27 protein-coding genes are annotated in these 24,846 nt (G+C 62.1%); 11 read left to right on the top strand and 16 right to left on the bottom strand.

What is annotated here, in order from left to right:
- Positions 1 to 140: 140 nt before the first annotated feature.
- The 5 genes from RA302_RS12845 to RA302_RS12825 are packed head-to-tail and all read right to left on the bottom strand — an operon-like array spanning position 141 to position 4,049.
- On the bottom strand, positions 141 to 593 hold the full coding sequence (locus tag RA302_RS12845) for a flavodoxin family protein (RefSeq protein WP_019748153.1): 453 nt from the start codon (positions 591 to 593) through the stop codon (positions 141 to 143).
- Between the two features lie 47 nt (positions 594 to 640).
- The gene (locus RA302_RS12840) at positions 641 to 1,288 is read right to left on the bottom strand and encodes an isochorismatase family protein (RefSeq protein ID WP_019748152.1); all 648 of its coding nucleotides are present in this window, start codon (positions 1,286 to 1,288) and stop codon (positions 641 to 643) included.
- A 36-nt stretch (positions 1,289 to 1,324) separates the two neighbouring features.
- A complete protein-coding gene (locus RA302_RS12835) occupies positions 1,325 to 2,989 on the bottom strand; it encodes a (2,3-dihydroxybenzoyl)adenylate synthase (protein ID WP_243617197.1) in 1,665 nt (554 codons plus the stop codon).
- A gap of 41 nt (positions 2,990 to 3,030) precedes the next feature.
- Positions 3,031 to 3,831, bottom strand: a complete 801-nt coding sequence (locus RA302_RS12830) for a 2,3-dihydro-2,3-dihydroxybenzoate dehydrogenase (protein ID WP_243617196.1) — start codon at positions 3,829 to 3,831, stop codon at positions 3,031 to 3,033.
- Complete coding sequence (locus RA302_RS12825; protein WP_243617195.1) at positions 3,819 to 4,049, bottom strand: phosphopantetheine-binding protein; 231 nt, start codon at positions 4,047 to 4,049, stop codon at positions 3,819 to 3,821. The genes RA302_RS12830 and RA302_RS12825 overlap by 13 nt, the downstream gene beginning before the upstream one ends.
- Before the next feature lie 200 nt (positions 4,050 to 4,249).
- Here RA302_RS12825 and RA302_RS12820 point away from each other — a divergent pair, with 200 nt between their 5' ends.
- A complete protein-coding gene (locus tag RA302_RS12820; RefSeq protein WP_243617194.1) occupies positions 4,250 to 5,407 on the top strand; it encodes an isochorismate synthase in 1,158 nt (385 codons plus the stop codon).
- A gap of 7 nt (positions 5,408 to 5,414) precedes the next feature.
- On the opposite strand, the gene RA302_RS12815 is transcribed toward RA302_RS12820, so the two are convergent.
- A complete protein-coding gene (locus RA302_RS12815) occupies positions 5,415 to 5,813 on the bottom strand; it encodes a DUF1801 domain-containing protein (protein ID WP_020907486.1) in 399 nt (132 codons plus the stop codon).
- 202 nt (positions 5,814 to 6,015) lie between these two features.
- Between RA302_RS12815 and RA302_RS12810 the strand changes: the two genes are divergently transcribed.
- Both RA302_RS12810 and RA302_RS12805 read left to right on the top strand, forming a co-directional pair.
- Positions 6,016 to 6,963, top strand: a complete 948-nt coding sequence (locus tag RA302_RS12810) for a hypothetical protein (protein WP_243617277.1) — start codon at positions 6,016 to 6,018, stop codon at positions 6,961 to 6,963.
- 47 nt (positions 6,964 to 7,010) lie between these two features.
- On the top strand, positions 7,011 to 7,667 hold the full coding sequence (locus RA302_RS12805; protein ID WP_243617193.1) for a DUF3105 domain-containing protein: 657 nt from the start codon (positions 7,011 to 7,013) through the stop codon (positions 7,665 to 7,667).
- Positions 7,668 to 7,702: 35 nt separating this feature from the next.
- On the opposite strand, the gene RA302_RS12800 is transcribed toward RA302_RS12805, so the two are convergent.
- Together RA302_RS12800 and dapB are read right to left on the bottom strand one after the other, a co-directional pair.
- Positions 7,703 to 8,167: a hypothetical protein gene (locus tag RA302_RS12800; protein WP_243617192.1), complete on the bottom strand. Its 465-nt coding sequence runs from the start codon at positions 8,165 to 8,167 to the stop codon at positions 7,703 to 7,705.
- The gene (gene dapB, locus RA302_RS12795) at positions 8,164 to 8,928 is read right to left on the bottom strand and encodes a 4-hydroxy-tetrahydrodipicolinate reductase (RefSeq protein WP_019748144.1); all 765 of its coding nucleotides are present in this window, start codon (positions 8,926 to 8,928) and stop codon (positions 8,164 to 8,166) included. The genes RA302_RS12800 and dapB overlap by 4 nt, the downstream gene beginning before the upstream one ends.
- A gap of 102 nt (positions 8,929 to 9,030) precedes the next feature.
- Between dapB and RA302_RS12790 the strand changes: the two genes are divergently transcribed.
- Entirely contained in the window at positions 9,031 to 11,070 is a 2,040-nt protein-coding gene (locus tag RA302_RS12790; RefSeq protein WP_243617191.1) for an ATP-binding cassette domain-containing protein, read from the top strand.
- On the top strand, positions 11,067 to 11,801 hold the full coding sequence (locus RA302_RS12785; protein WP_020907480.1) for an energy-coupling factor transporter transmembrane protein EcfT: 735 nt from the start codon (positions 11,067 to 11,069) through the stop codon (positions 11,799 to 11,801). The genes RA302_RS12790 and RA302_RS12785 overlap by 4 nt, the downstream gene beginning before the upstream one ends.
- Here RA302_RS12785 and RA302_RS12780 read toward each other — a convergent pair.
- Positions 11,767 to 12,423 (bottom strand): TetR/AcrR family transcriptional regulator, encoded by a 657-nt coding sequence (locus RA302_RS12780; protein ID WP_097387437.1) that lies wholly within the window; start codon positions 12,421 to 12,423, stop codon positions 11,767 to 11,769. The genes RA302_RS12785 and RA302_RS12780 overlap by 35 nt on opposite strands.
- A gap of 225 nt (positions 12,424 to 12,648) precedes the next feature.
- Between RA302_RS12780 and RA302_RS12775 the strand changes: the two genes are divergently transcribed.
- Positions 12,649 to 13,593, top strand: coding sequence for a metal-dependent hydrolase (locus RA302_RS12775; protein WP_029255210.1), 945 nt, complete (start codon positions 12,649 to 12,651; stop codon positions 13,591 to 13,593).
- Positions 13,593 to 14,753: a hypothetical protein gene (locus tag RA302_RS12770; protein WP_021333568.1), complete on the top strand. Its 1,161-nt coding sequence runs from the start codon at positions 13,593 to 13,595 to the stop codon at positions 14,751 to 14,753. The genes RA302_RS12775 and RA302_RS12770 overlap by 1 nt, the downstream gene beginning before the upstream one ends.
- 62 nt (positions 14,754 to 14,815) lie before the next feature.
- Here the strand turns inward: RA302_RS12770 and RA302_RS12765 are convergent, their stop codons facing one another.
- Complete coding sequence (locus RA302_RS12765) at positions 14,816 to 15,865, bottom strand: biotin/lipoate A/B protein ligase family protein (RefSeq protein ID WP_243617190.1); 1,050 nt, start codon at positions 15,863 to 15,865, stop codon at positions 14,816 to 14,818.
- 245 nt (positions 15,866 to 16,110) lie between these two features.
- Here RA302_RS12765 and RA302_RS12760 point away from each other — a divergent pair, with 245 nt between their 5' ends.
- Complete coding sequence (locus RA302_RS12760; protein ID WP_153211278.1) at positions 16,111 to 16,284, top strand: hypothetical protein; 174 nt, start codon at positions 16,111 to 16,113, stop codon at positions 16,282 to 16,284.
- 19 nt (positions 16,285 to 16,303) lie between these two features.
- Here the strand turns inward: RA302_RS12760 and RA302_RS12755 are convergent, their stop codons facing one another.
- Both RA302_RS12755 and RA302_RS12750 read right to left on the bottom strand, forming a co-directional pair.
- Positions 16,304 to 17,134, bottom strand: a complete 831-nt coding sequence (locus tag RA302_RS12755) for a MerR family transcriptional regulator (protein WP_243617189.1) — start codon at positions 17,132 to 17,134, stop codon at positions 16,304 to 16,306.
- Positions 17,135 to 17,186: 52 nt separating this feature from the next.
- A complete protein-coding gene (locus tag RA302_RS12750) occupies positions 17,187 to 17,693 on the bottom strand; it encodes a glyoxalase/bleomycin resistance/dioxygenase family protein (protein WP_031331575.1) in 507 nt (168 codons plus the stop codon).
- Positions 17,694 to 17,862: 169 nt separating this feature from the next.
- On the opposite strand from RA302_RS12750, the gene RA302_RS12745 reads away from it, so the two are divergent.
- On the top strand, positions 17,863 to 18,351 hold the full coding sequence (locus tag RA302_RS12745; protein WP_020969431.1) for a nitroreductase family deazaflavin-dependent oxidoreductase: 489 nt from the start codon (positions 17,863 to 17,865) through the stop codon (positions 18,349 to 18,351).
- Positions 18,352 to 18,382: 31 nt separating this feature from the next.
- On the opposite strand, the gene RA302_RS12740 is transcribed toward RA302_RS12745, so the two are convergent.
- Positions 18,383 to 19,564 (bottom strand): GDSL-type esterase/lipase family protein, encoded by a 1,182-nt coding sequence (locus tag RA302_RS12740; RefSeq protein ID WP_084326592.1) that lies wholly within the window; start codon positions 19,562 to 19,564, stop codon positions 18,383 to 18,385.
- Between the two features lie 105 nt (positions 19,565 to 19,669).
- On the opposite strand from RA302_RS12740, the gene RA302_RS12735 reads away from it, so the two are divergent.
- Complete coding sequence (locus RA302_RS12735) at positions 19,670 to 20,245, top strand: TetR-like C-terminal domain-containing protein (RefSeq protein ID WP_243617188.1); 576 nt, start codon at positions 19,670 to 19,672, stop codon at positions 20,243 to 20,245.
- Positions 20,246 to 20,419: 174 nt separating this feature from the next.
- On the opposite strand, the gene RA302_RS12730 is transcribed toward RA302_RS12735, so the two are convergent.
- Both RA302_RS12730 and RA302_RS12725 read right to left on the bottom strand, forming a co-directional pair.
- The gene (locus tag RA302_RS12730) at positions 20,420 to 21,328 is read right to left on the bottom strand and encodes a tyrosine-protein phosphatase (protein ID WP_046378440.1); all 909 of its coding nucleotides are present in this window, start codon (positions 21,326 to 21,328) and stop codon (positions 20,420 to 20,422) included.
- 184 nt (positions 21,329 to 21,512) lie between these two features.
- The gene (locus RA302_RS12725; RefSeq protein ID WP_243617187.1) at positions 21,513 to 22,433 is read right to left on the bottom strand and encodes an alpha/beta hydrolase; all 921 of its coding nucleotides are present in this window, start codon (positions 22,431 to 22,433) and stop codon (positions 21,513 to 21,515) included.
- A 174-nt stretch (positions 22,434 to 22,607) separates the two neighbouring features.
- On the opposite strand from RA302_RS12725, the gene RA302_RS12720 reads away from it, so the two are divergent.
- Positions 22,608 to 24,071 (top strand): cellulase family glycosylhydrolase, encoded by a 1,464-nt coding sequence (locus RA302_RS12720; RefSeq protein ID WP_243617186.1) that lies wholly within the window; start codon positions 22,608 to 22,610, stop codon positions 24,069 to 24,071.
- 51 nt (positions 24,072 to 24,122) lie between these two features.
- On the opposite strand, the gene RA302_RS12715 is transcribed toward RA302_RS12720, so the two are convergent.
- Entirely contained in the window at positions 24,123 to 24,785 is a 663-nt protein-coding gene (locus RA302_RS12715) for a GAP family protein (protein WP_020969425.1), read from the bottom strand.
- Positions 24,786 to 24,846 lie beyond the last annotated feature (61 nt).

Below are 24,846 nucleotides of genomic sequence, written 5' to 3'. Positions count from 1 at the left end.
TAAATGTCAATGAATCGGGGAATCCGCCTCGCCGGTGACCCGAGAACCGACGGCTCCCGACGCGTTCACCAGAGGACACGCGCTTCTACAACCACTTGCGGGACAATCTCTTTCGTGAACCGAAACGAGAAAGTGGAAGGCTAGTCCATCAGCGTTGCTGCGACGGTTCCGCCCAGTTCATAACAACCATCGCGGACAGATTTGTCCACGCTGACAGTCACTTCGAGTGGATCCGCCACCGCGACCAATCCGAGCCCTGTCGCGAGTTTGCGCACCGACGACACGGCACCAGCAGTGTCGTTGTTGCCGTGAACCCACAGGCCGTACGGCCGATCCGACACCGCACCGAGACATTGGTAGTACGTGGTGTCGAAGAAGTACTTGAGCGCACCCGACATGTATCCGAAATTGGCGGTGGTACCGAAAAGATAGCCGTCAGCAGCGAGGACGTCGGGCACCGTCGCCGCCAACGCCGGCACCACCTTCACCTCGACGCCCTCGATCTCCGGATCGCGAGCACCGGCAAGGACTGCATCCAACAATTCGTGGGTTGTCGGCGAGGGCGAGTGGTGAACCACCAACAGAGTCTTCACACACCTGACAATACGGCGACGGGTGGCGCACCCGTCGCCGTTCACGCCTACGCCGAAACCGTTTCCGCGCTCATCGCCTTGACCAGGTCATCGGTTCGGGTGACCGAGGCGCAGCGCCCGGCCGCGTACTCGAGGGCGCCGACATGCTCGCCCAGGGAGAAGTCGGCCACCGCGTCGCCCACGAAGAAGATCTGCACGTCTTGCATGAACCCGTCCAAAGCGGTAGTCAGGCAACCGATGTGGGCATAGATTCCGGTGATGATCAGCTGGTCACGCCCGCTCTCGCGCAGCCGCTCACGCAGATCCGTCTTGATGAAGGCGCTGTAGCGCCATTTTGTGAGCATCACGTCGTCCGGATGCGGAGCCAACTCGGCGATCACGTCGGTGTGAGCGGGATCTGCCTTCAGACCCGGTCCCCAGAAATCCGACAGCAACGCACGCTCCTCGGGATCCTGATCTCCGGGTTGCGCGGTGTAGACGATCGGGATTCCGGCAGCTCGCGCCGACGAACGAAGCCGGTCGATGTTCGGAACCACGGTTTGGAGCGGGTCGACGCTTCGGTCGTACGCGTTCACGAAATATTCCTGCATGTCGTGCAGAAGCAGCACCGCTCGGGAAGGATCGAGAGTCCAGTCGACCCGATTCTGCGGAAACTCGGTGGGCATCTCGTATCGCACTGCTGTGGGTAGCGCCATGATGAATCTCCTCGAAAATGTGGGGGTGGGAACCGATCAACTCGACAGAGTCTGTGCGGCAATCGATTCGCTGAGAACACGGCGCAAGGCCGCCTTGCTGGTCTTTCCGACGCCGGTGACGGGGAACTCGGTCACGAACTCCACTCGGTCCGGAACCTTGTACGCCGCAACGCCTCGGCCTCGTATGTATCGCTTGATCTCGCCGACGGTCGGTGCATCTCCGGAAATCACCAGAACGGCGCAGGTTCGCTCGCCCAGGTACTCGTCGGGAACAGCGACGACGGCCGCATCGTGGACAGCAGGATGCGAGAGCAGGTGGTTCTCGATCTCCTCGGCGGCCACCTTCTCGCCGCCGCGGTTGATTTGGTCCTTTGCGCGGCCCTCGACAATCAGGTGTCCCGTATCGGTGACGCTGACCAGATCGCCGGTGCGATAGAAACCTTCGGCGTCGAAGACCTCGGCATTGTGCGCATCCGCCCGGTAATAGCCACGGATCGTGTACGGCCCCCGAGTCAGTAAGTGCCCCGTGGTTCCAGGCTCGACGAGCGCGCCATCGTCATCGACTACACGAACCTCGTCGTCCGGTGAAATGGGCCGGCCCTGCGTGCTGACGATCAATTCTTGCGTGTCGTCGAGGCGGGTGTAGTTAACCAAACCCTCAGCCATGCCGAACACCTGCTGAAGGGTGCAGCCCAGCTCCGTGGGTACGCGTGCGGCAGCTTCGGCGCTGAACTTCGCTCCGCCGACGCCGAGAACCCGCAAGCTCGACAGGTCGTGATCTGCCTTGCTGGGGGCGGCCATCCACGCCAATGCGATCGGGGGAACCAGCGACGCGTGCGTGACTCGCTCTGATTCGATCAGACCGAAAGCTGTGGACGGCATGGTGTCCGGCGCCAGAACCACGGTGCCGCCCGCGTGGAAGACACCGAGAATGCCCGGCGAACTCATCGGAAAATTGTGCGCAGCAGGGAGAACCACCAACATGCGCGTCGAATCGTCGACGCCGCAGATCGGGTTGGATGCCCGCACCGAGTAGAGGTAGTCGGCGTGCGTTCGCGGAATCAGCTTCGGAACACCGGTCGTGCCACCGGAAAGCTGAAGAAAGGCGACCGACAACGGATCGACGTCGGCAAGAACGGGAATCTCGTATCCGCGTAGCGAATCGAAACCGACAAACTCTTCGGGGTCGCCGGCCACGATCACAACAGGCGGAGTCTCGAGGCCTTCGTTCACCTCACGCGCCAGTGCGCGGTAGTCGAACCCGCCATGACGGTCGGCGACGATATAGGCAGCGACATCAGCGAACTGGCAGAAGTATCCGATTTCGGTTCGGCGATGCGCCGGCAACCCGAATACCGGCAGGGCGCCGAGCTTCAACACACCGAACAACGCTTCGACGTATTCCACGATGTTCGGTAGCTGCAGAAGCACACGGTCACCGGCGCGAACACCCAAGCCGGACAGGCCTCCGGCCACGGCCGAGCTGCGACGATCGAGGTCGCAATACGTCAGCCGTGTTTGTCCCCCGGTGGCATCGCTGCCTACCACCGCTTCGTTGTCGGGATGCCGTGCGGCCGCGGCCGTGATGAATCCGGCCAGCGTCTCGTCAGTCCAGTAGCCTCGTTCCCGATAATGCGTCACCAATTCGGGTGGATACTGTGCGACGGGCGCCAAGGGCTCGCGAGCGATCCTCGATGTCATGCAAGTGACTCCTCTTCGAAAGTACTGTCAGCAAATACATCTCACGCTTTTAGCGTCGCTCCGCCGTCGACGTACAGCGCCTGCATGGTGATGTGGGCCGCCCGGTCGGACAGCAGGAAGTGCACCGAGTCCGCGATATCGTCTGCGGTGGCAAGTTTTCCGAGCGGAATGCCCAGGCGATAGCCCGCCAGATTGCCTTCGATGACCGCATCGGCACCCGAATCGTCGGAAGGGTCCGACCACAAAGACCGCTGCATCGCTGTGTCTGTGGAACCCGGAGCGACAACGTTGACGCGAATCCCGTCGACAGCCAACTCCAGACCCGCGGTTCGAACCAACATGGTGGCAGCAGCTTTGGACGAACCGTAAGCACCCATCCCGATACGTGGGACACCGGCCGCGTTGGACGAGACCACCACGATCGACCCAGCCCGCCGGCGACGCATTTCCAGTCCCACACTTTGCAGAACGTTGAGCAATCCGAAGACGTTGACGCCGAATATATTCCGCCACTGGTCTGGATCGGAGTCAAGCACCGATCCGGTGTCCAGAATTCCGGCGACGTGCGCGAGCGCGTCGATCCGGCCGAACGTATCCATCGTGGAGGCCACTGCAGCGTCGACTGCCTGCCGATCGGTCACGTCCACGACGTGACTCTCGATATCGGCGCCTTCGACGATTGTTTCTGCCAATTCCGCAGTTGCCCGCTTCAGTTCGACGTCGTCGCGATCGAGAAGTGCCAGCGAATACCCGTCGCGCGCAAGAGTCCGGGCCACTGCGGCGCCGATCCCCGCCGCCGCACCGGTGACCACGGCAATTCGGCGATCGCTCACTGCGGGCACAGCACCTGAACCCAGGCATTGATGGTCGGTTCTTCTGCCAACTCCGCGAAGTCGGCATCCGCGCCCGCTCCTCGCCAGCGTTCGACGAGCGTCATCAAGCGAACCGAGTCCAGGCCTTCGTCACCCAGGTCCGCGTCGTCGCCGAGTTGTTCTGCCCTCATCGACAGAACCTCGGCGACGTCGCGCACGATCTGGTCACGGTCCACGGTGTTGTTCATCGGTCTCCTCGAGTAGTGGTCGACGCGCTCAGATCGAGCCAACCCGCCCCTCGTGTCGACCCCGTCCGCACGCCTTTACTTTAGGCCAGCCTAACCATAACGGTACGGAAGTACACAACCCGGATGCTCACGACACAAATTACCCTAACTAAGGCTAGCCTCAACATAGCAAGTAATCCTGTCGAACTGGAAGGGTGTCCATGTCAGCACTCGCCGAAGTCTCCGAATTCCCGTTGCGCAACAACCGGACTGACGATGAAACGGACTCCGTTTTCCTGCTCTCACGTAGGCAAACGTCGATCCGTACTTCGGGAGTAGTCGAAGAATTCGACTCGGCCTTCGACGCCGCTGAAGCCCTCAAAACGGGCCGCATCGACTCGGTCGTCGGCGCCCTGCCGTTCTCACCGGAGACGCCGTCCGCCCTCACCGCGCCACTGAGTTTCACACGAGTCCGCGGTGATCTATATCACTCGAACGCACCGACGCTACCCACTTCGCGGGTAGCCGGATTCGAACCCAGCCCGCAGATCCACACCGACAGAGTCCGCGGCGCCATCGAACGTCTTCGAGCAGGCGAACTCGACAAAGTTGTCCTCGCACGCTCCCTGACCATCGAGGCCGAGTCCACGATCTTTCCCGCCGCTCTGGCCGAGAAACTGATTGCACTCGATCACGCGCACAACGGTTTCTGCGTCGACTTGTCCCCCGCCGGAGGAAAGTACCGCGGGCGTTCGCTGGTCGGCTCGACGCCCGAGGTTCTGATCGAACGGCGAGGCGACGTCGTCACCTGCCACCCCTTGGCGGGCTCGATTGCACGGCACCCGAATTCGGATCAGGACGAGGCGAATGCCGAGCAACTCCGCGCGTCGACCAAAGATCTCGCCGAACACGCGTTTGTCGTCGACTCCATCAGCGCGATACTCGGACCACTGTGCACATCATTCAATGCACCCAGCGCACCGGAACTCCTTCGGACACCGCAACTGTGGCACCTCGGGACCAAGATCGAAGGTGTCCTGGCCGATCCGAGCCTGACCTCGCTCGAGCTGGCAATGGCGCTGCACCCGACCCCCGCCATCTGCGGAACACCGACGGGCGCCGCACGCGAGCACATCACCGCGACCGAAGGGGACCGCGGGTTCTACGCCGGTGCCGTGGGCTGGTGCGACCGAACCGGAGACGGCGAGTGGATGGTGGCTATTCGCTGCGCCGAGATTGCAGCAGACGGCCTCTCGGCGCGGGCGTACGCAGGCGGCGGAATCGTCGCTTCCTCCGATCCGGAAATCGAGCTGATAGAGACCAGTACAAAATTCCGCACGTTACTCAGTGCGTTCGACCTCGCTGAACATCAGCTCTGACCAGGCATCACTTCTTCGAGGTGTTCAGGGCAATCGCGGCGTGAACGAGTGCCTTGAACGCCTTTTCGTCGACGGCTTCACCTTCGTGAAAATCGATCGCCCGTCTCGTATTGCCCTCGAGGCTGGAGTTGAAGAGACCTGAGGCGTCGTCGAGTGATGCGCCTTTGGCAAAAGTCACCTTCACTGCACTCTTGTAAGTCTCACCGGTACAGATCATTCCGGCGTGGTACCACACGGGAACTCCTCGCCACTTCCATTCCTCCACCACATCCGGATCCACCTCTTTGATCAGAGTTCGTATCCGGGAGAGCATCTCGCCCCGCCAGTCTCCGAGTTCCTCGATTCGCTGGTCGATCAACTGAGACGGGGAATCTGCGCCTTGCTTTTCGGAATCACGCTTCGCCATCGCTTCGTCACTTCCTGCTCGTTGCCGCCGATCTCCGGTGAGTCGAGTATCCCCTCCTGCACCAACATTCACTCAGCGAATCACTGACGCATCACGACGTCCCGGCATGCGCGATTTCTTGGAATTCGGACAAAGTGAGACGGACGTCCAGTATTCTCTGGGTACTAAGTCCCGATTCTTCGGCCCGGAGGACTGCATCGTGATGTGGAATCGCCCGCTCGCCCATTCAGTCGGTGCGGCTGCCGGATCGGTTCTTCTCGCCGCAGCAGTCGTCGGCGTTCACACTGTTCCGGCGGCGGCGCAACAGGCCCCGCGCGTCTTCGACGTACTGTGCACACCCACCGATGCAGGCCTTTCCGAGCTGTCCGGACTCACCGTCACCGCGGCCGGGATATACGCAATCGGCGACAGCGGTTCCGATGATCGAGTCGCCGAACTCGATTCGAACTGCCACGTTCAGCGCTGGATCAACGTGGGCACCCCTCGTGTCGATGTCGAGGATCTCTCGTCGACTCCCGACGGCCACCTGTGGCTGGCAGACATCGGCGACAACAACGCGGTACGAACGTCGATCGGGCTGATCGAACTCGATCCGACTTCAGGTGCCGCGACCTCCTACCCCCTGGTTTATCCGGACGGGGCGCACGATGCCGAGACACTGCTGATCCAGAGCAACGGGCTTCCCGTCATCGTCACCAAGGATTACCTGGGCGCAAGCGTGGTCTACACAACCGCTGAACGACAGCAGGTTCAGGATCTGAGTACGGCGTCGCCGACCATGTTGGCCAAGGTAGGTCAGCTCAGATTTACTCCCACCCTCACTTCCGGTGGACCGGTCCCCCATGCCGGAACTATGGCTGTCACCGGAGGCGCCGTGAGCAAAGACGGCACGGTGGTAGCGCTGCGCACCTACACCGATGTCTACCTCTACACAGCTCCCGACGGCGATGTCGCGAAAGCCTTGACCACCACGCCTATTCGTGTGCCCCTTCCCGACGAGCCACAAGGTGAAGCGATCGCGTTCGACGCGGCCGGTGATCTGATCAGTGGCTCCGAGGCATACCAAGGGCCGCTGCCTCCGCTCCGAATTCTTCGAGGCGCCAGTGACATCGCGCTCTCGGGCGGAACCACAAGCTCTCTCGGGTCGTAGTCGATTCACGTCTCGGGAAAGCGGACAGGCGCCGCTATCATGGCCGAGTGAACAAACAACTTCGAGCAACAGTGGCGTTCTCGACAGTTCTCGCGCTGGCTTCGTGCGCGAATTCTCTCGAAGGAACACCTCGACCGGATGCGTTTGTTCCGAGCGTCGACAATCCGGATCCGTCCGAATCCATCGACGGAGTTGTCACGGTCGACTACCCGGCAGCTCAACACGTACGGCCGAACGAACGTGTGGCGTACACACATTCACCGCCCTTCGGTGGTCGCCATGATTCGGTCTGGGCAAACTGCACCGGAGTTGTCTACCCGCAAGCCATTCGAACCGAGAATGCGGTCCATTCCCTCGAGCACGGGGCAGTGTGGATCACGTACAACCCCGACCTGGTCTCGAGTGAGGATCAGGCGCGCTTGGCACAGCGAGTCGAAGGCATGAGCTACACCTTGATGTCGCCGTATCCGACCCTGGATTCGCCGATCTCGCTGCAGTCCTGGGGCCGTCAACTCAAACTCGACAACGCTGAGGACGCTCGCATCGATCAATTCGTCTCGGCGCTACGAGTCAACCCGAACACGTATCCCGAAGTGGGCGCGACGTGTTCGGTGCCGATGACTAGCTTCGACCCGAACAACCCGCCGCCATTCGACCCCACCACTCCGGATCCGTCTTCTCCCGCAACAGTTCCGGAGCGGTAGCATCCCAGCAGACCCCTGTTCCTAGCAGGGAGAAACTACTTGCCTCGCGACCGACGTTCCAGTTCCACTGCGCGGCGCATGGTTTCCCGCGCCCGGCTTCGGTCACCGGCATAGTCGTAGGCGCGAGCGAGTCGGAAGTTCTGCTTCCAGTTGTCCGGGTCTGCTTCCCAGTCGACCTTGATCTGAGCGAACAACTCGTCGGCAGCCGCCCGCTCGATCCGGCCCGAAGGCAATTTCGGAAGTGAAGACGCATCGACAGCGAGGCCCTCGTCGTGAATCTGCTGCGCGAGGCGTTGGTGTGTGAAGCCGGCGCGAATGGTGGCGATGACGAGCCACAGCCCCAGGAACGGCAGGATCAGCACGCCGATCCCGAGACCGATCGCGGCGCCGCCTCCGTCTTGGATGAGCTGAATTCCGCGCTGGCCGAGCAACACGAAGTACACCGCGAGCGCGATACAGATCGCAACGATCAGCGCGAGGGTGCGGGTGGTCTTGTTCATAGATCGAGGAAGGAATCGATACCGACCGTCAGGCCCGGACGCGAGCCGATCTGGCGGACACCGAGCAGAACGCCCGGCGCGAACGAATTCCGGTCGATCGAGTCGTGGCGAATGGTCAGCGTCTCGCCCTGAGTTCCGAGAATCACTTCCTGATGCGCGACCAGTCCGGCCATCCGCACGGAGTGAACCCGGACGCCGTCGACGTCGGCGCCGCGCGCACCCTCGAGCTCGGTCGTGGTGGCGTCAGGGCTGCGTCCGACGCCTGCTTCCGCGCGAGCTTCGGCGATCATGGCGGCCGTTCGGTATGCGGTGCCCGAGGGAGCATCTGCCTTGTTGGGGTGGTGAAGTTCGATGACCTCGACGGAATCGAAGAAGCGCGCCGCGGCAGCCGAGAAGCGCATCAACAACACAGCACCGATAGCGAAGTTCGGGGCGATCAGAACACCCGTTGCAGGCTGCTCGTCGAGCCAGGACTGCACAGTCGCAAGCCTGGACTCGTCGAAACCGGTGGTGCCGATCACGGCGTGAATTCCGTTGGCCACGAGGAATTCCAGATTTCCCATGACGACGTCGGGGTGCGTGAAATCGACGACTACCTGAGTGCGGGTGTCGACGAACGTCTCGATGCGATCACCGGTATCGACCTGAGCGACAAGTTCCAGATCGGGAGCAGCTTCCACTGCCTCGCAGATTGCTCGACCGACCTTGCCCTTGGCTCCCAGAACCCCGACCCTGATGGGTGCTGCACTCACGTCTTCCACGCTCCGTCCGATGCATTGTTTGAGGTGAAGCCTACGCAATCGTGCCGATGCGCTCACCATCAGTCGGGCAGGAGTTATGTCACCACTGGCACACTGGACGTAGTGAGCAACCGTCCGCAAGTCCGCGAAACCGGCAACCTTCGACCACTCGAGTTGGCAACGGGTGCCGTCATGGCCGGATTCACGGTCGCGTTGTCCGTCATTGCCACGGTCATCCCCATGGCCAGCGCCCTCAACCTCGTGGCCGCCGTTCCGATGGGAATTGTTGCCCAGCGCTTTCGAGTCCGCGCCGTGATGACGGCCGGCGTCTCGGCTACTGCGGTCGCTTTCGTCGCAGCGGGTTCGGGATCTGCGGCGGCGGTCGCGCTGAGCGCTCTCCTCGGCGGAATCATCGGTACGGTCAAGCGGCGCGGTCTCGGCTTCGTCTCCGCGTTGCTGTCGTCGCTTGTCATCGGACCCGCGCTGGCGTTGTTCTCCATAGTCCTTTTGCTTGTTCTCGCGCCCCTGCGCACCTTGTTGTTGACCTCGCTGGAGAACACCGCGCTTGGCGTGGCCGCAATCTTGAAGCGTGCCCCCACGCTGGTCGGCGCAGCCGAATGGATCGAGAAGAGCATCGGCTCGATCATCGACTACTGGTGGTTGTGGATCGGCGTGTCGATCATCTCCGGAATCGTCCTCAGCACCGTCGTCTCCTATTTTGTCCTCGGCGCCGTCCTCGATCGATTGGCTGCACTCCCCTCGGCCGACCCGCTCCAGACAGCACCCGACGACCGTCCGATCGATCCGTTACCGGTCACTTTCGATCACGTGGGCTTCACCTATCCGGGTGCATCGACGCCGGCGCTCGTCGACGTCAACTTCACGGTCCGACGAGGAGAGTTCGTCACCGTCGTCGGCCACAACGGCTCGGGCAAGTCCACACTCACCCGGTTGCTCGCCGGTCGCGCACCGACCGTCGGGACCCTGACGAGGCCCGGGTCCGCCGGTCTCGGTCGACACGGAGGAACCGCCGTCGTCCTCCAACGTCCCGAGAGCCAGATCCTCGGAACCCGCGTCGCCGATGACGTCGTCTGGGGGCTTCCGCCCGAGTCGCATCCCGACGTCGATGCACTGCTGGCCGAGGTGGGACTCGCGGGCATGGGCATGCGCGAGACCTCAGGGCTGTCCGGCGGCGAGATGCAACGTCTGGCGGTTGCTGCCGCTCTGGCTCGTCGCCCCGCTCTGCTGATCGCGGACGAAGCCACCGCGATGGTCGATCAGGCCGGCCGGGAGGAATTGGTCTCGCTCCTCGCCGAACTGCCCCGGCGCCATCCGATGGCCGTGGTTCTGGTCACCCATCACCACGCCGACACCCGCAACTCAGATCGGGTGATTCAACTACAACGCGGACGGCAGATCGATCACCAACCCGGTTGGATGACGTCGACGTTCGCGGGTCCGCCGTCTGCGCCGTGGCCGGCCGGCACTCGAACGGTCCTCCAACTCACCGATGTCACCCACACCTACAACGACCGGACTCCGTGGTCGCGGCGCGCACTCTCGGACGTGAATCTGACCATCGGAGACGGGGACGGACTACTGGTCCTGGGCGGCAACGGTTCCGGTAAATCGACCCTGGCCTGGATCATGGCGGGCTTGATCGCACCGAGCCGGGGAACCGCGGTCTTCGACGGCAAACCCGTCTCGCGTCAGCTCGGCACTGTCGGTCTGACGTTCCAACACTCGAGGCTGCAGCTGCAACGCCGAACCGTCGCCGAAGACATCGAGGCCGCCGGTGGTCCGGAGATCGGATCGGTGCAAGTCTCCTGGGCGCTCGACGCCGTCGGACTCGACCGTCACATCGCCGGCCGCAGTATCGACGAGTTGAGCGGCGGACAGATGCGACGCGTCGTACTGGCCGGTCTCCTCGTCCGCCAACCCCGAGTACTCATCCTCGACGAACCATTGGCCGGGCTCGATCCACCCGGCCGACACGAAATCCTGAACGTACTCAGGTGGATTCGTCGGAACGGAACCGCAGTAGTCGTCATCTCCCACGATGTCGACGGCATGGACGCCGTCTGCAGCAGAACAATTCGACTGTCGCAGGGTCGCATCCTCGACCCTGCCGCCAGCAGCGCCTTGGAAGGATCGACGACGTGACAACACTTCTGCGCGAAGTCCCGACTTCATCGCCGATCCACCGATTGTGGGCCGGAACGAAGATCGTTGCCGTCGTTCTCGTCAGCATCGTGGTCGTGGCCGCGCCGTCCTGGCCGGCGATCGGCGTCGTACTGGGATTGTTGTTGCTGACCGCGGTGATCGGACGCATCCCCCCGACTGCAGTTCCCCGACCTCCGTGGTGGTTGTGGGCGCTGATCCTGCTCGGCGCGTTGATCAACCTTCCGATCGGCATCGACGCGGTGTTCATCTACCTGCAAGCTGTGACGTTCGGTCTTGTATTGCTCTGCGTCTCACTGATGTTGGCGTGGACCACGTCGATGAGCGACGTGGCGCCGGCACTGGCAACGCTCGGTAGACCGCTGCGAATATTCAAGATCCCGGTCGACGAGTGGGCCATCGCGACCGCCCTCTGCATTCGTTCACTTCCGCTGTTGATCGACGAGATGCTCACCCTGGTAGCGGCGCGACGACTGCGCCCGAAAGCTGTGGTGAACAGCGCGGCCGACAATTCGATAGTCGACCTGATCACCACAACCATGTCCGTGGCAATTCGGCGGTCTGCCGAAATGGGCGAAGCAATCTCCGCGCGCGGGGGCACTGGACTGATTGCGGCGTACCCCAAGCGCCCTCAGCTCGCCGACCTGTTCGCACTGACCGTCGTCATCGCCGCGTGCGTCAGTGCCGTTGCTTTGACGATAGTCCTGCGCTGATCGGGTCATCGCTGACAGAATTTGCCTGGGCGATGATCGCAGAACCCATCCAGCGCCTTAGGTATCGCCGCAGTTCCTCATCGCTCCGCGGTGGGTCGCCAGGCGCGAGGAAAAACGACTGCATCGTCCGCAGGACGTATTCGACCAGTTCCTGAAGTGACGCGTCGTCGTAGCCGTAATGCACCCAGTCCACGTCGAAGCGGTTGATCATCGCCATTCCGAAGGCTTGCGCCTCCTGCGAGGTCAGACCCTCCGGGTGCAGACTCGTATTCGTGCTTGTGAGAAGGATGCCGAGATGCGGTGTTCGGTGGACCTGAGTCAGTGTGTAGAGAACACCCTCGGTCATCGCCTCGACGGGATCTTCGATGCCGCTCACGTGTGTGGTGAGTCGATCGAGGTAGCCGTCGACCGACGCGATCGCCGCTGCCCGCATCAGAGCGTCGGCGCTGGGGAAGTATCGATACACGGTCTGCCGGATCACGCCCAGTGACTCCGCGACGTCGCCGATGCTGATTTCCGAACTCGTCCGTCCGATCAGCTCGACTGCGGCCTCGACAATTCGACGTGACGCATCTTCGTCGTTGTCCGGTGGATTGCCGCCCCACCCACGCCTTCGTGCCACTGCCCACTTCCTCGCTCGAACGAGGCTCGAACCATGTCTTTGCGCTCGAAGTCCAAGAGCCACAGGCTAACACAGGCAGGTTTTGCATCTGCGTCCCTCGAATTCACGTTCGTCATCGAAAGTGAACATACAACTGCACACCAATATGTATGATTACTGCCACAAGTGGCTTCGAGTGCCAGAGCGGCCACCTGACCAGCCCCTCCGAAAGACGAGGTTCGACAAGTGACCAACCTTCAGCCCCGAAAGATGGATTTCGGATTCGAGGATCATGACGTTCCCTTCCTGTGGAACCCGGAGAATCCGGCCTGGTCGAGCATGTCCAACGCGGTCTCGTTCCTGGCCATCGGTTTCGAGAAAATGATCGTGAAGATGATCATGCAAACCAAGTCGCGGATCAGCGATCCGGAGGTCGCCGAGGAAGCCGTGGCATTCATGCGTCAAGAAGGCCACCACTCGACCGCCCACCGCCAACATGTGAAAGCTCTGATCAGGCGATACCCCGGACTGCAGAACACACTCGACGCCGTGATCGGTGAATTCGATCTGCTCACCGAGGCGACCTCGTTGAACTACCGGCTCGCGTACACCGCAGATCTGGAGGCGACCTTCACACCGGTGTTCAAACTGATGCTCGACAACGAGGCGACCTTGTTCCGTCCGGGAGACGACCGCGTCGCGTCACTGTTCATCTGGCACTTCGTCGAGGAGGTCGAGCATCGCAGCTCGGCACTGATCATCTTCAATTCCGTTGTCGGAAGCGAGCTTTACCGGATGCGAATGGCGCCGTCGATCTTCGCGCACGTCATGAAGGTGATTCGCATCGCCTGTGCAGGGTTCAACCAGCACGTTCCACTCTCCGAACGGCAAGTCGACTCACTGTCGATGTTCGCCATGCACCGCACCAAGCAGAAGATTCTGACGTCGTTTGCGCCCTACCTGACCAAGGGCACCATGCCCCGCGCCTTCGATCACCTACAACTCGGCGAACAACTCGTCGCGCTCGGCGGTGTCTTCCGCAGCCAGATGCCCAATCACAACCCGGACCACGAGAAGCTCCCCGCACTGGCCGACCAGTGGTTCAAGCGTTACGACGACGGCTACGACTGCACACGCTGGTACACCGCTGAATCTCAGGCACAAGAGTCGATCACGTCAGGGGCCAACTGATGGCAGAGCACTGCTCCCCCACGTTTGCCCAACTGGCAACAGAACTCGGTTTCTCCTGTCAGGAAGCAGGTGGACTCGTCGAGTTCCGTAACCCGGCGGCCCTCGAGAACTGGACCCTGCCCGTACTCGAATGGACGATCATCGTCGGCTCGGTACTCGCACTGGTCTTGGCGATCGTGCGACTGCGCCGCAACGGCGACCCCACCAACCTGGTCCTTTGGTTCGGCGCCACCGCCTACCTGTTCATCATCGAGCCTCCGCTGTACTTCCCGGCAGCGTTCGGCATCGAAGAACAAGTGGACACGATGTTCGCGCACAACGTGTTCACCGTCGACTTCATGTGGGGTCGACTGCCGCTGTACATCATTGCCATCTACCCGCTCATGGCGACGTTGGCCTTCGAAATAGTCAGAATGCTCGGCGTTTTCCGCAAATACGGTCCACTGCTGGGTGCAGTCTGCGTCGGCTTCGTCCACCATGCGTTCTACGAAATCTTCGATCACCTCGGACCCCAGTTGCGGTGGTGGGAGTGGTCGACGTCGAACCCGATCAACCAACCCATGTTCGACGCGGTTCCACTCCCCAGCGTGGTCGTCTTCGCCGCTCTGTGGCCGATGTCGTTGGCATTCTGCGTCCAGTACTTCGTCGGACGGCACGTCGATGCCGGCAAGCACTTCTCCGGGCTTCAGTTGGTTTGGCGCACCATCGTGATCGGCCTGCTGGCCTCGCTGGGTACGTTCATTCTCCCGCTCCCGGCGACGGTCTTCGGGATGGGCAGTGACACCGTTCGTGGGTTCCTCTATGCGGCGGAACTCGCCGTCCTCACAGTGGTCGCGATCGTGGTTCTCGTCCGCCAGTGGAGAAACCTGCGCACGGCAGAATCGAACGCTCCTGCACACACCAACAGGTTCGTCCAGATTTACAGCGTGGTGTACCTGGTTGTCATGGCCGTACTGTGGGCGAGTGCGCTTCCGGACTTCTTCGACGCAGTCGACGGTTCCACCAGCGCTGGAGATCCCATCGGGAACCTGTGGTACACACTGGCGTGCTTCGTCATCGCAATCCTGTGTGTGAGCGCAACTTTCACCATTCCGAAGAGGAACTCCGTCGTCGACGACGCTGAACTTCTCGGGGCAAACTCAACGACTCCGGCCAGCTAGGTCGACCGGGACGAGACCTCTCGGGTCTCGTCCCGGTTTGTCGGTGTCTCGAGACAACGGCGTCACGGGACGCGGTGAGTCCACGCTTCGGTGCTGAACTTCGTGTCCACCAGCTTGCGCGCCTGCTCCAACTCCGAGTCCGTGTAGTCGCTGTCACGGGTGTCGTACTGGCCGCGGAAGTGCTGCGCAAACGACTCCAGGATCGCTGCACGCGTCATTCCGGATTGAGAACGCAGCGGATCGACCCGCTTGGCTGCGCTCTTGGTTCCCTTGTCCGACATCTTCTCTCGCCCGATTCGCAGCACCTGCGTCATCTTCTCCGCATCGATGTCGTAGGCCATGGTCACGTGATGGAGCACGGTGCCGGACGCGAATCGCTTCTGAGCGGCGCCGGCTATCTTGCCCTTGTCCGAGGCGATGTCGTTGAGCGGCACGTACCGAGCGTTGATACCCACCTCGGCCAGCGCTCCCATCACCCACTGATCGAGAAACGCGTAGGACTGCTCGAAACTCAAACCTTCGACCAACGACGCCGGTACTGCCAACGAGTACGTGATGCAGTTGCCAGGTTCCATGAACATCGCGCCGCCACCGGAGATTCGGCGCACCACGCCGATGCCGTGCCGCGCAGCAGCCTCGGAGTCGACCTCGTTACGCACGGATTGGAACGATCCGATCACGACCAAGGGCGAGTCCCAGTCCCAGAATCGCAGTGTCGGCGGACGCTCACCCGATGCCACCTCACGCGCGATGACCTCGTCCAGCGCGACGTGCATCGCTGGGTCCAGAACCACCGGTGGGATGAGGTCGAACGTGTGATCCGCCCAACTCGTGGCGTGACCGAGTGCGCGCCGGATCGCAATACCGACCGACTGCGGCGTGAAGCCGATCATCGAGACGGACTCGTCGAGCGCACTGGAGATAGCTTGTGCCAACTGTTCTGCATCCGAGTCGGCTGGCATTCCGCGCAACGCCGCGTTGATGTCGTCGAGCGCACTGTCGGGCTCGAGGAAGAAGTCCCCCGAGACTGCGACTTCGGCCAGCCGACCGTCCGCCACCTCGACGTCGACCGCGACCAGTTTTCCACCAGGAACCTTGTACTCTCCACGCATTCGTCCAGCCTATCCCTGTGCGATTCTCTGCGGTGAGCGCCGTCGAAGATCACACCGCGCGCGCAGTGCGCATCGGTTCGGCCGGAAGGGTGATCAGGCTCTCACACCTGTAAACCGCTGTGCGGCTCCATGATCGCGCGGTGAGGACAGCAGGTGTCGGCCCCCGCCTTGACACGTGCTTCTTCCGACAGGCGAGATGATCGCTGGGGTGGGAGGATTACCGCAACGAGCCAACTCTCTGGCGAGTGACAACGGAGGTAGACATGAAGGTCCCGGCGTTCCACTCGACGGTTCCTTCGGATCTCGACGTCTATCACGACAACGAAAGCTGCATTTTGGCCGCGCGCATCGCAGTACCCCATCGTGCCCCCGGGGTCGACGGCCGACCGTGGTGCACTGCCTGCGCGTCTTTGGACTGACGAGCGACCACCAGCTCACTCACACCCATGTCGCCGATTCGGGGACAACTCCATGTGCCAGAGCGTTCGCATCGATGACAGCGCGGAGCCACGCGGTCAGACCGGTCTCGACCGTCTCGTAGAACAGCGCGTCGTAGAACTCGGAGAAGCCTGGATCGCCAACGTACATCCGTCCCAGACACACCTGCATCGAGTGTGTGCAGTCGAAGTAGACCCCGATCGACGCTCGGTGGCGTTCTGCCAGCGAATTCGCCTCGGCGCTTCCCGGTTCGACACCCGCGCGGCACGCCAACGCCAGATCTTCGTTGAGCGTCTCGACGCAGTCGGCGATCCCCTGCCAATCCTCAGCGGTCCTACCCGCCGACCGTTCCGCGTGCTGCGCCCACTGCGCACTGTCACCCCAACGCTCGTGCGCCTCCGGCCCCCATGACGGCTGCCAGTGTCGGCCGAAGATCGACACCTGCTCGTCTGCCGGCAACAGCACACCGGACTTCCTGGCACCGATGATGCGATCCAAGGACTCGCCCCGTTGCTCCAAGTCGGCAATCCGTTGTCGCAACTCGGCGCGCTGCCCGCGCAATGTTTCGTCCACGTGGGCTGCCGGCGATTCGAGCAATATCCCGATCTCGTCGAGCGACAAGCCCACGTCGCGGTAGACAAGTACGCGACCAATTCGGCCGAGGTCGGCGTCGGTGTACAGCCGGTAGCCACCGTCACTGCGCCCGGATGGGCACACCAAACCGATTGCGTCCCAATGATGAAGGGTACGTACAGTTATGCCCAGCCGAGATGCGGCAGCACCGACGGTAAGAGCACTGTCTGCCTCGCCTCCGAAGAGTTGATCCGTCACGGCATCCAGTTTGACAGACGCGGTGCGCGAGACCACCGCGTCAGACTTCTGTTCAGTCGTCGGGTCCGTCAATTCCCATACCTCGCAGATGCTCGGCCTCGGCACTGTTCGGGTCGTACGGACGAGCGGCCGTCATGATCACACGCGCGTTCTCCGGTGTCACGATCTCCAACTCCAGTGAATTCCACGGCTTCAGGTCTGGACCGCTGGTGCATCCGGGCCGCAATTCCTCACACGCCTTTGCTATCTGGTCGATCTGACTCAGCACACACGCAAAGCTCACGCTGATGGACGGTGGTGAATCTGCTCGCTCGCCGGGCACGAGCAGAACGTCTTGAAATGCCCAGCGCCGCAGATGCGTCAGTCGATCAGGCACCGAAAAGAGGTCGAAGAAACCGAGCCCGCGGATCCAGAAGTCTGCCGATTCGGCCAGATCCGAAGTCGGAACAGACACGAACATCGGCATACCGTAGAGACCTCGGAACTGTTCCGGAGGCACGGCATCGGTCGCAGGGACAGGGACGGGGCTGATGTCGAATGCAGGGTAGGTGTCGGTCATGAAGTCATCGTGAGCCCTCACGCTACGTCAGGGTCAAATCGTGTGAACTCCGATCAGAAAACACAGTGACCGGAAAACACAGTGATCAGAAATCGAGAAGCACCGAGGTCGCAAGCCTCATAGGTTTGTCGAAACGACGCTCACGCCGACAAACTGGAGGTAGCCGACCATGGCACAGACGGATCCAACACCGAGAGATCCCATCGGGAATCACAGCGAACCGAAGTCTGGCGGTCCCGGCGCACTGTCACGGTGGATGCAGCGGAACGCGAACGCCCGCACGAATCGCAAGATTCGGCGCGGGAAAGGCACGTTCATGGGAATGGAAGTCCTCATCCTGCACACGGTAGGCCGACGCAGCGGGCAACCCCGAGAGACTCCGCTGATGCACCTGTCCGACGGCAGGGGCGGTCTGTTGATCGTGGCTTCGGGCGGCGGCGGTCGAAACCCGGACTGGCACTCGAATGTGGTGGCGCATCCCGATCGAGTGTCTATCGAGATGCCCGGCCGAAATGCCGTACCAGTCACAGCTCACGAACTCGAAGGCGACGATCGCGAGCAAGCGTGGCACCAAGTGGCCACCGCCCAGCCCCGAATCGCCAAGTACCAGAGCAAGTCCGATCGCAAGTACCCGCTGATTCGGCTCACCGTGATGTGAGTGGTGGTGTGAGCCGAATCAGATTGCGCGATTACACCTCGCCGGCGAATACACCGCCGTCTGCGAATACACGTTGGGCAAAGCGTTCGCCGATGAGACGATGCGTTGCAGCGTCCGGATGGAGCTGATCGGGAAGCGGCAACTCTTCGTTCTCCGCGGCACCGTAGAGATCACACCCGTCGATGTAATGCAGATTAGGATCATCGACTGACCGCTGGGTTACGATGCGCGCCAACTCTTCCCGAATCGAGCGCAGCGTCAGCTTCCCGGATGCCCGCTCGGCGGGATCTCCGGTGGCAACGAATCGCATTTCGCCTCTGGCAAGAGCGTCGAAGTCGAAGGCACCAGGCCCCGGTGTGTCCTCGTGGATCAGGCAATAGACGGGCGAAACGACCAACAGCGGAGCCACTGGATGACCGTCGCGAACCGTGTCGAGGAAGCCGTGCATTGCAGATGTGAAGGCCCGTAGGCGCATCACGTCTGCGTTGACCAGATTGATGCCCATCTTGATGCTGATCAGGTCAGCAGAAGTGTCGCGCATCGCGCGGGCGGTGTACTGGTCCAGCAGAGCACTGCCACTGAACCCGAGGTTGATCAGATCCACGCCGCCGACGGAGGCTGCAAGAGCAGGCCAAGTGCCGGAGGGACTTTCAGCGCCGGATCCTTGACTGATCGAGCTTCCGTGATGGAGCCACACGCGGCGCTTCGTATCAACCGCGAGTTCGAGTGGCGCGTCGGTTCGCAATGCGACAAGTTCGGTGGTCTCGTTGTGTGGCAACCAGATCTCGACGGTCTTGGATCGCGCGGGCAGCTCCGCGAAACGGATGATACTGACAGGTCCGGACTGCCTCTGAGCGGTACCGGTAGCCATGTCGATCGTCACCGTATTGCCGCCCGTAGCGCTTGCTTGCCCGGCCAGTTCGCCGTCGACGAGCAGGTCGTACACCCCTTGCGGCCTCGGCGGAGCGCCGGTGTAGATCATTTTCGTGGGCAGAGTATCGAGTTCGATGCTCGTGGCGCTGGTTCGGAATACAAGCCGCACTCCGGACGGTTGTGATTGCGCCATTGCCATCTGCCCGTCAGCGAATTGCGTGCGAGCCTTGGCAGGTAGGCGGTGCGTCAGCACACCGCGTTCGGTCCGTTCGATTTCGAGGGCTCCGCGCACGATGTCCTCGGAAATTTCGGTAGTAATCCAGCTGCTCTGGCTGTGCATTTCATTCACCTGAAATCGTTTACGGAAGTTTGCTACTGCTGATAGTAATTTGCCTATACTCTTTAGGCAAGTGGTTTACCCTCCCAACGAACAGGACCGATTGACATGCCTCGCGCAGGACTCACAGCCGACCGCCTCGCGATGGCGGGCGCGGAATTGGCCGACGAGGTCGGCTTCGAGCACGTGACCGTATCGGCAGTCGCCAGGCAGTTCGACGTCAAAGTCGCAAGCCTGTACTCCCACGTGAAGAGTTCGAACGACCTCAAAACCAGAATCGCGTTGCTCGCTTTGGAGGAGATGGCCGACCAGGCTGCCGACGCCGTGGCCGGTCGGTCCGGCCGCGACGCTTTGACCGCCTTCGCGAACGTCTATCGCGACTACGCGAAGGCACACCCCGGCCGGTACGCCGCGTCACAGATGCGCCTCACCCCGGAGGACGCAGCAGCGAGCGCGGGCTTCAGACACTCGCAGATGATGCGATCGATTCTGCGCGGGTACAACCTCACCGATCTCGATCAGACCCACGCAGTTCGGTTGCTCGGCAGCGTTTTTCATGGGTACGCCAGCCTCGAGCTGGGTGGATCGTTCAGCCACAGTGCACCGGACAGCGCCGAAAGCTGGGCAAGAATCCTCGAGGCTCTCGATTCGATGCTGACCAATTGGCCAGCGTCGAGTCCATGACCAGGCGTGATTCTTGCGAGCCAAGTTCTTGCGCCACTTGGTGATCGCACACGGCCAAGAAACCTCGGGCCCACCCCAGGAGCGGCGCCACACAATCGCGCGCTCCCGCAACCACAGGTCGCACTGGGACAGAAGAGGGTCCGAGTAGGCAAGAAGCCGGGCGTGGAGCTCCGCTTAGAGGAGAAGCTTGGCGCGCAGAGAGTCGACAGTGCCCTGGTCGACGCCGAGGCCCTCCCGTACGTAAGTATCCATACCGCCGTAGAGCCGGTCCACCTGTGCATACGCCGCATCGAGCCACGACAGGTCCACCGCGTCGTCCCGGCCCAGGTACGTGTTCGACGCCATGAAGTCGGCACTGATGACCTCACGCGGGACACCGAGGATGGTCAGCAGGATCGCGGTACCCCAACCGGTGCGGTCCTTCCCAGCGCTGCAGTGGTAGACGGTTGCGCCGTCGGAGTTGTTCGCGATCGCCGTCAGCAGATCATGGAAGGCGACGTCGGAGCCACGGTAGTTGACCATGAACGGGTAGCCGATGCTCTGGCCGATGTTCGAGGTTCCGTTGACCGCGCCGTCGATCAACGCGCGACCGAGGGTCAGGGGAACGAACTCGTGGAACGCGATGCCATGGTCGATGCTGACGACGTCGGCGACCTGGTAGGTGACCCCGGCGGGGATCCGATCGGGATCCTCCGTGCGTTCGGAGGTGTTACGCAGATCGACGTCGAGGGTCAGGTTCGCGGCGGTGAGTTTGGCCAGATCAGTCTCATTGAGCGAGCTGAGCTTGTTGGAACGGAACACCAGGCCTGTCCGGACGGTCCTGCCGTCGGTAGTCCGATAGCCGCCGATGTCGCGGAAGTTCCGCGCCTCGTCGAGCCTGATCTCGGCCGCGGACGGCGGTGGGATCTCCGGCAGCGGCGGTTGCTCCCCGGACGATCCGAACTGGCTCGAACCCGATTGCGGGTCGCCGCTCGAGGCGGAGGCGAGTGCGGGACCGGTCAAGGCCGCCACCACGGTAAACAGCGCAGTGAGGGCGATTCCGAAAGAATGCGCCCCTCGGCGGCGCGTGTAAGCAGTCGTCATCGTCGTCCTCTTCACTCGCTGTGCTGGACGACCCCGCGCCCCCGCAAACTCACGTGCGAGATTACAAGGGTGGCGCGCTCCTCGTCCCGACTTTGCCCCAAAAACCGGACATTTGTTCAGGTGCCCGAATTGCCCGCTCCTGCCACTCCTACACCCTCGGCACACTGAACCGCGCCCGTGCTTGTCACGCGGGGTCGGAGTCGAGTCGATTCCGAAGCCAGGCACCCATATCTAGCGCAGCACGCCGGGCAACAGGCGTTGGATGGTTTGTAAATCCATGCGGGACAACAGGATAGAGACGCAAGTCGACGTCGTTACCGGCCGCCGACAGCCGCGCCACCATGGCAAGGTTCTCAGCCAGAACCACGTCTTCTGATCCGACCACCACGAGGGTGGGCGGCAGGCCGCTGAGGTCGCCGAATGTCGGAGAAATATCCGGGAGAGTGCGATCATCGACATGCCCGACATAGGCTTCGATGAAGTATTCGTCGCTGATGGTGCGGCCCGCGGGAGTCTGCGCACTGACGTCGTACGTGCCCGCTTCCAGCACGGCACCCGAAAACGACTTGGCCAGACCTCGATCACGAAGGCGCAGCAATGTCGTCGTCACCAAGGTTGCTCCCGCCGACATGCCACCGATGGCGAGCCTGGTCGTCCCGAACCGTTCGGCAGCGACATCAAGTAGCCACAAAGCGACTGCCTCACAATCGTCCGGCGCTGCAGGCCAAGGGAATTCCGGCGCAAGCCGGTAATCGACGGCAACCACTGCCACCCCGACCGCGTCGGCAAGTCTCGTACTTCGGGCGTCAGCACTGGCCGCTGAACTCATGTAGAAACCACCACCCGGAAGATACAGATAGACCCCGTTGACAACGCCGTCTTTCGGCGCGACTACGCGCACTGAAACGGATCGACCCTCGATGTCGAGTGTGTGTTCAACAGCCCGGGTCGCCGTGGGCTCAACCACCCTGGATGCTCGCGCCACAAGCAGTTCCTGCAGCGAACTCGGACCGACACCGGCAAGCCGCGACGCATAGAACGCTCGCGTGATCGCCACATCGTCGCCGGGTAGTTGTTCGACCAGATCAGTCAATGCAAGCTTCACAAATGCTCCCTCGGGTCGCGACTTGTCGACAATTCTCGCACCCCGTACAGCAGCCTCGAGCCGGGGCATTCCAGGCAGTGAAGACGTGACGGGTATGTGCGAATCGCGCCGCAATAAGGCGTTCTCACGCTACCCTCATCTCCAAATTGGACGTTTGTCTAGAAAGGTCGACGGATGCGTGCGCTGTTGCTTGCCACCCTTGCAATCCTGGCTATCCAGATTGCAGCCCCGGCGGCAAACGCTTCACCTCCGGATCCGGGCTGGACTCTCCCCCAACTGACCGTCGCAGATCGAACGATCAAGGACGTCGACGGACGAACGGTGTTGCTCCGCGGCGTGAACGCCAACGGTCTCAATGACTACGCAACCAACGGCACCGGTCTACCCACCGTTACGCCGCTGGGAATAACGGACTTCGCGCAGATGGCCGCGCTGGGCTTCAACGTTGTCCGACTCAACGTCGCGTGGTCCCTCCTCGAACCGACCCGCGGTGCATTCGACGCTGCGTATGTCGACCGGATTCGAGGCGCAGTCCAGAACGCGAAAGACCACGGCATCTACACCGTTCTCGACATGCATCAGGACGCATGGGGCCCGTACGTCGGCACCCCGAGCGACCAGTCGTGCCCGTCTTTCATGGAGCCGGGAGTCGGCTGGGACGGCGCACCGGAGTGGGCAACCCTGACCGGCGGATGGACGACCTGCAACATCGCTGGACTCCGGGAAGCCGCACCGGCGATCGCCCATGCCTTCCAGGCGTTTTACGACGACGAGCAAGGAATCCAGAGTCGCCTCGTGGCTACGTGGGCGCGGTTGGCCGCCGAGTTCAAAGACGAACCGGCGGTGGCCGGATACGACCTGTTGAACGAACCGAATCCCGGCCTGCGCGATCCATTCACCGCCGCTGATCAGATCGGGCAGTTCTACAAGCGGGCCACCGACGCCATCAGACAGGCCGAATCAGGCGGATTTCCGCACCTCGTGTTCTTCGAGCCCAGCGCGATCTGGTCGGCATTCGGCTTCGACGCGCTGCCCCCACGCCAGTACCTGACCGATCCTCTGGTGGTCTTCTCGCCACATCTCTACAGCGAATCGATAACAGTCAGTAGCGAATTCCCCGGAATCGAAGACGGGTTCAAGATCGCCGACCGCGCTGCCGCCTGGTACGACGCCCCGTTGTGGACGGGTGAATGGGGTTGGTTCGGGGATGCCGGCGAGCAGGGAGCAGACGTCGACCGCTTCGTCGACGCCACCGACAAGTACCGGATGGGCGGCGCGTGGTGGTCGTGGACACAAGCGTGCGGTGACCCCCACCCGGTTCGGGACGGCAATACCCACCAGCCGCAAGGAAATTTGAATCGCATCGACTGCCCTTCCGGCGAATCACTCGGGCTCGTAGAGGGATTTGCCGGGCCTCTCTCGCGTGCTTATCCGCGAGCAGCGCCCGGCACACTGACGGAGTTGTCGCGCAACGGGTTTACCGGGACCGGTACCGGACAGGTCGAAGCCTGGTACCCCGGCACCGACCGGCCACAGCTCGAGACCACGAATCTCTCCGACGTCCGACTGTCCCCGATAGAGGGCGGCTGGCAACTGATCGGCCACGCCGATGGCGACTACGCGGTGAACTTGGCCTGATAGGACACCCACCTCGGCGGTCCGCGTTCACACCGCGTGAAAGAGGGCTTATCAGAAGATTCCGCCGATTCCTTTGCCGATCAGAACAACTCCGACGACCAAGATCAACACGCTCATCACCGTGGTGTTGTTGTCTTGGAGCCAGACCTTGAGCTTGGCCAACGGCTCGCGCAGACGATCAGCAGCCACCAGGTATCCGATGACCGGGATCGCGACCGTTGAACTGGCGATGATCGTGAAGACAAGGACAGAGGCGATCACTCCACTGGTCGCCAGCGACGCCGAGCCGATCGACACTCCCGCCGCGATGCACATCAGCAGATTCTTCGGGTTGATCGCGGCGAGCGCGAATCCTAGGCCCAACCCCTTGACCGCGGTCATCTCGTCGATGGCTTGCATCCACTTCGGTGTTTCGTGTTCGCCGCTGCGCCCTCGCCACTGCTTGACCCCGACCGCCAACAGGAGGACACCGAGAGCGAGTTTGATCCACGATACCGTGGCAGACGGTCCATTGTCCGAGGTGCTGAGGGCACTGGACAGGGTGACAAAAAGAACTGTGGCAATGAAGATTCCGAGCAGCCAACCCAACGCGAACCCGATGCTGGTGCTACCCGCGCGCTTGGAGAGCAACATCAAGATCGTGGCGATGACGGCTACCGGAGACACGGCGACACCGACAGCTATGGGGAGGAGATCTCCGATAACGGAACCCATGTCAAAACTCGTTTCTCATCGGGACGCAGTCGATACCGCTGCGCGCCAATGCTGACACTCT

Source organism: Rhodococcus sp. DN22 (assembly GCF_036669995.1).
GTDB classification, from domain to species: Bacteria; Actinomycetota; Actinomycetes; order Mycobacteriales; family Mycobacteriaceae; genus Rhodococcus_F; species Rhodococcus_F erythropolis.
Note: the sequence above shows the minus strand (reverse complement) of the source record. Positions and strands in the feature narration are given on the sequence as shown.

Excerpts from the sequence above, each read along its gene's own strand:
- RA302_RS12840 (WP_019748152.1), bottom strand. The coding sequence starts at position 1,288 with ATGGCGCTACCCACAGCAGTGCGATACGAGATGCCCACCGAGTTTCCG.
- RA302_RS12835 (WP_243617197.1), bottom strand. The coding sequence starts at position 2,989 with ATGACATCGAGGATCGCTCGCGAGCCCTTGGCGCCCGTCGCACAGTAT.
- RA302_RS12825 (WP_243617195.1), bottom strand. The coding sequence starts at position 4,049 with ATGAACAACACCGTGGACCGTGACCAGATCGTGCGCGACGTCGCCGAG.
- RA302_RS12820 (WP_243617194.1), top strand. The coding sequence starts at position 4,250 with ATGTCAGCACTCGCCGAAGTCTCCGAATTCCCGTTGCGCAACAACCGG.
- RA302_RS12815 (WP_020907486.1), bottom strand. The coding sequence starts at position 5,813 with ATGGCGAAGCGTGATTCCGAAAAGCAAGGCGCAGATTCCCCGTCTCAG.
- RA302_RS12810 (WP_243617277.1), top strand. The coding sequence starts at position 6,016 with ATGTGGAATCGCCCGCTCGCCCATTCAGTCGGTGCGGCTGCCGGATCG.
- RA302_RS12800 (WP_243617192.1), bottom strand. The coding sequence starts at position 8,167 with ATGAACAAGACCACCCGCACCCTCGCGCTGATCGTTGCGATCTGTATC.
- RA302_RS12770 (WP_021333568.1), top strand. The coding sequence starts at position 13,593 with ATGGCAGAGCACTGCTCCCCCACGTTTGCCCAACTGGCAACAGAACTC.
- RA302_RS12765 (WP_243617190.1), bottom strand. The coding sequence starts at position 15,865 with ATGCGTGGAGAGTACAAGGTTCCTGGTGGAAAACTGGTCGCGGTCGAC.
- RA302_RS12750 (WP_031331575.1), bottom strand. The coding sequence starts at position 17,693 with ATGACCGACACCTACCCTGCATTCGACATCAGCCCCGTCCCTGTCCCT.
- RA302_RS12745 (WP_020969431.1), top strand. The coding sequence starts at position 17,863 with ATGGCACAGACGGATCCAACACCGAGAGATCCCATCGGGAATCACAGC.
- RA302_RS12740 (WP_084326592.1), bottom strand. The coding sequence starts at position 19,564 with ATGCACAGCCAGAGCAGCTGGATTACTACCGAAATTTCCGAGGACATC.
- RA302_RS12735 (WP_243617188.1), top strand. The coding sequence starts at position 19,670 with ATGCCTCGCGCAGGACTCACAGCCGACCGCCTCGCGATGGCGGGCGCG.
- RA302_RS12730 (WP_046378440.1), bottom strand. The coding sequence starts at position 21,328 with ATGACGACTGCTTACACGCGCCGCCGAGGGGCGCATTCTTTCGGAATC.
- RA302_RS12720 (WP_243617186.1), top strand. The coding sequence starts at position 22,608 with ATGCGTGCGCTGTTGCTTGCCACCCTTGCAATCCTGGCTATCCAGATT.
- RA302_RS12715 (WP_020969425.1), bottom strand. The coding sequence starts at position 24,785 with ATGGGTTCCGTTATCGGAGATCTCCTCCCCATAGCTGTCGGTGTCGCC.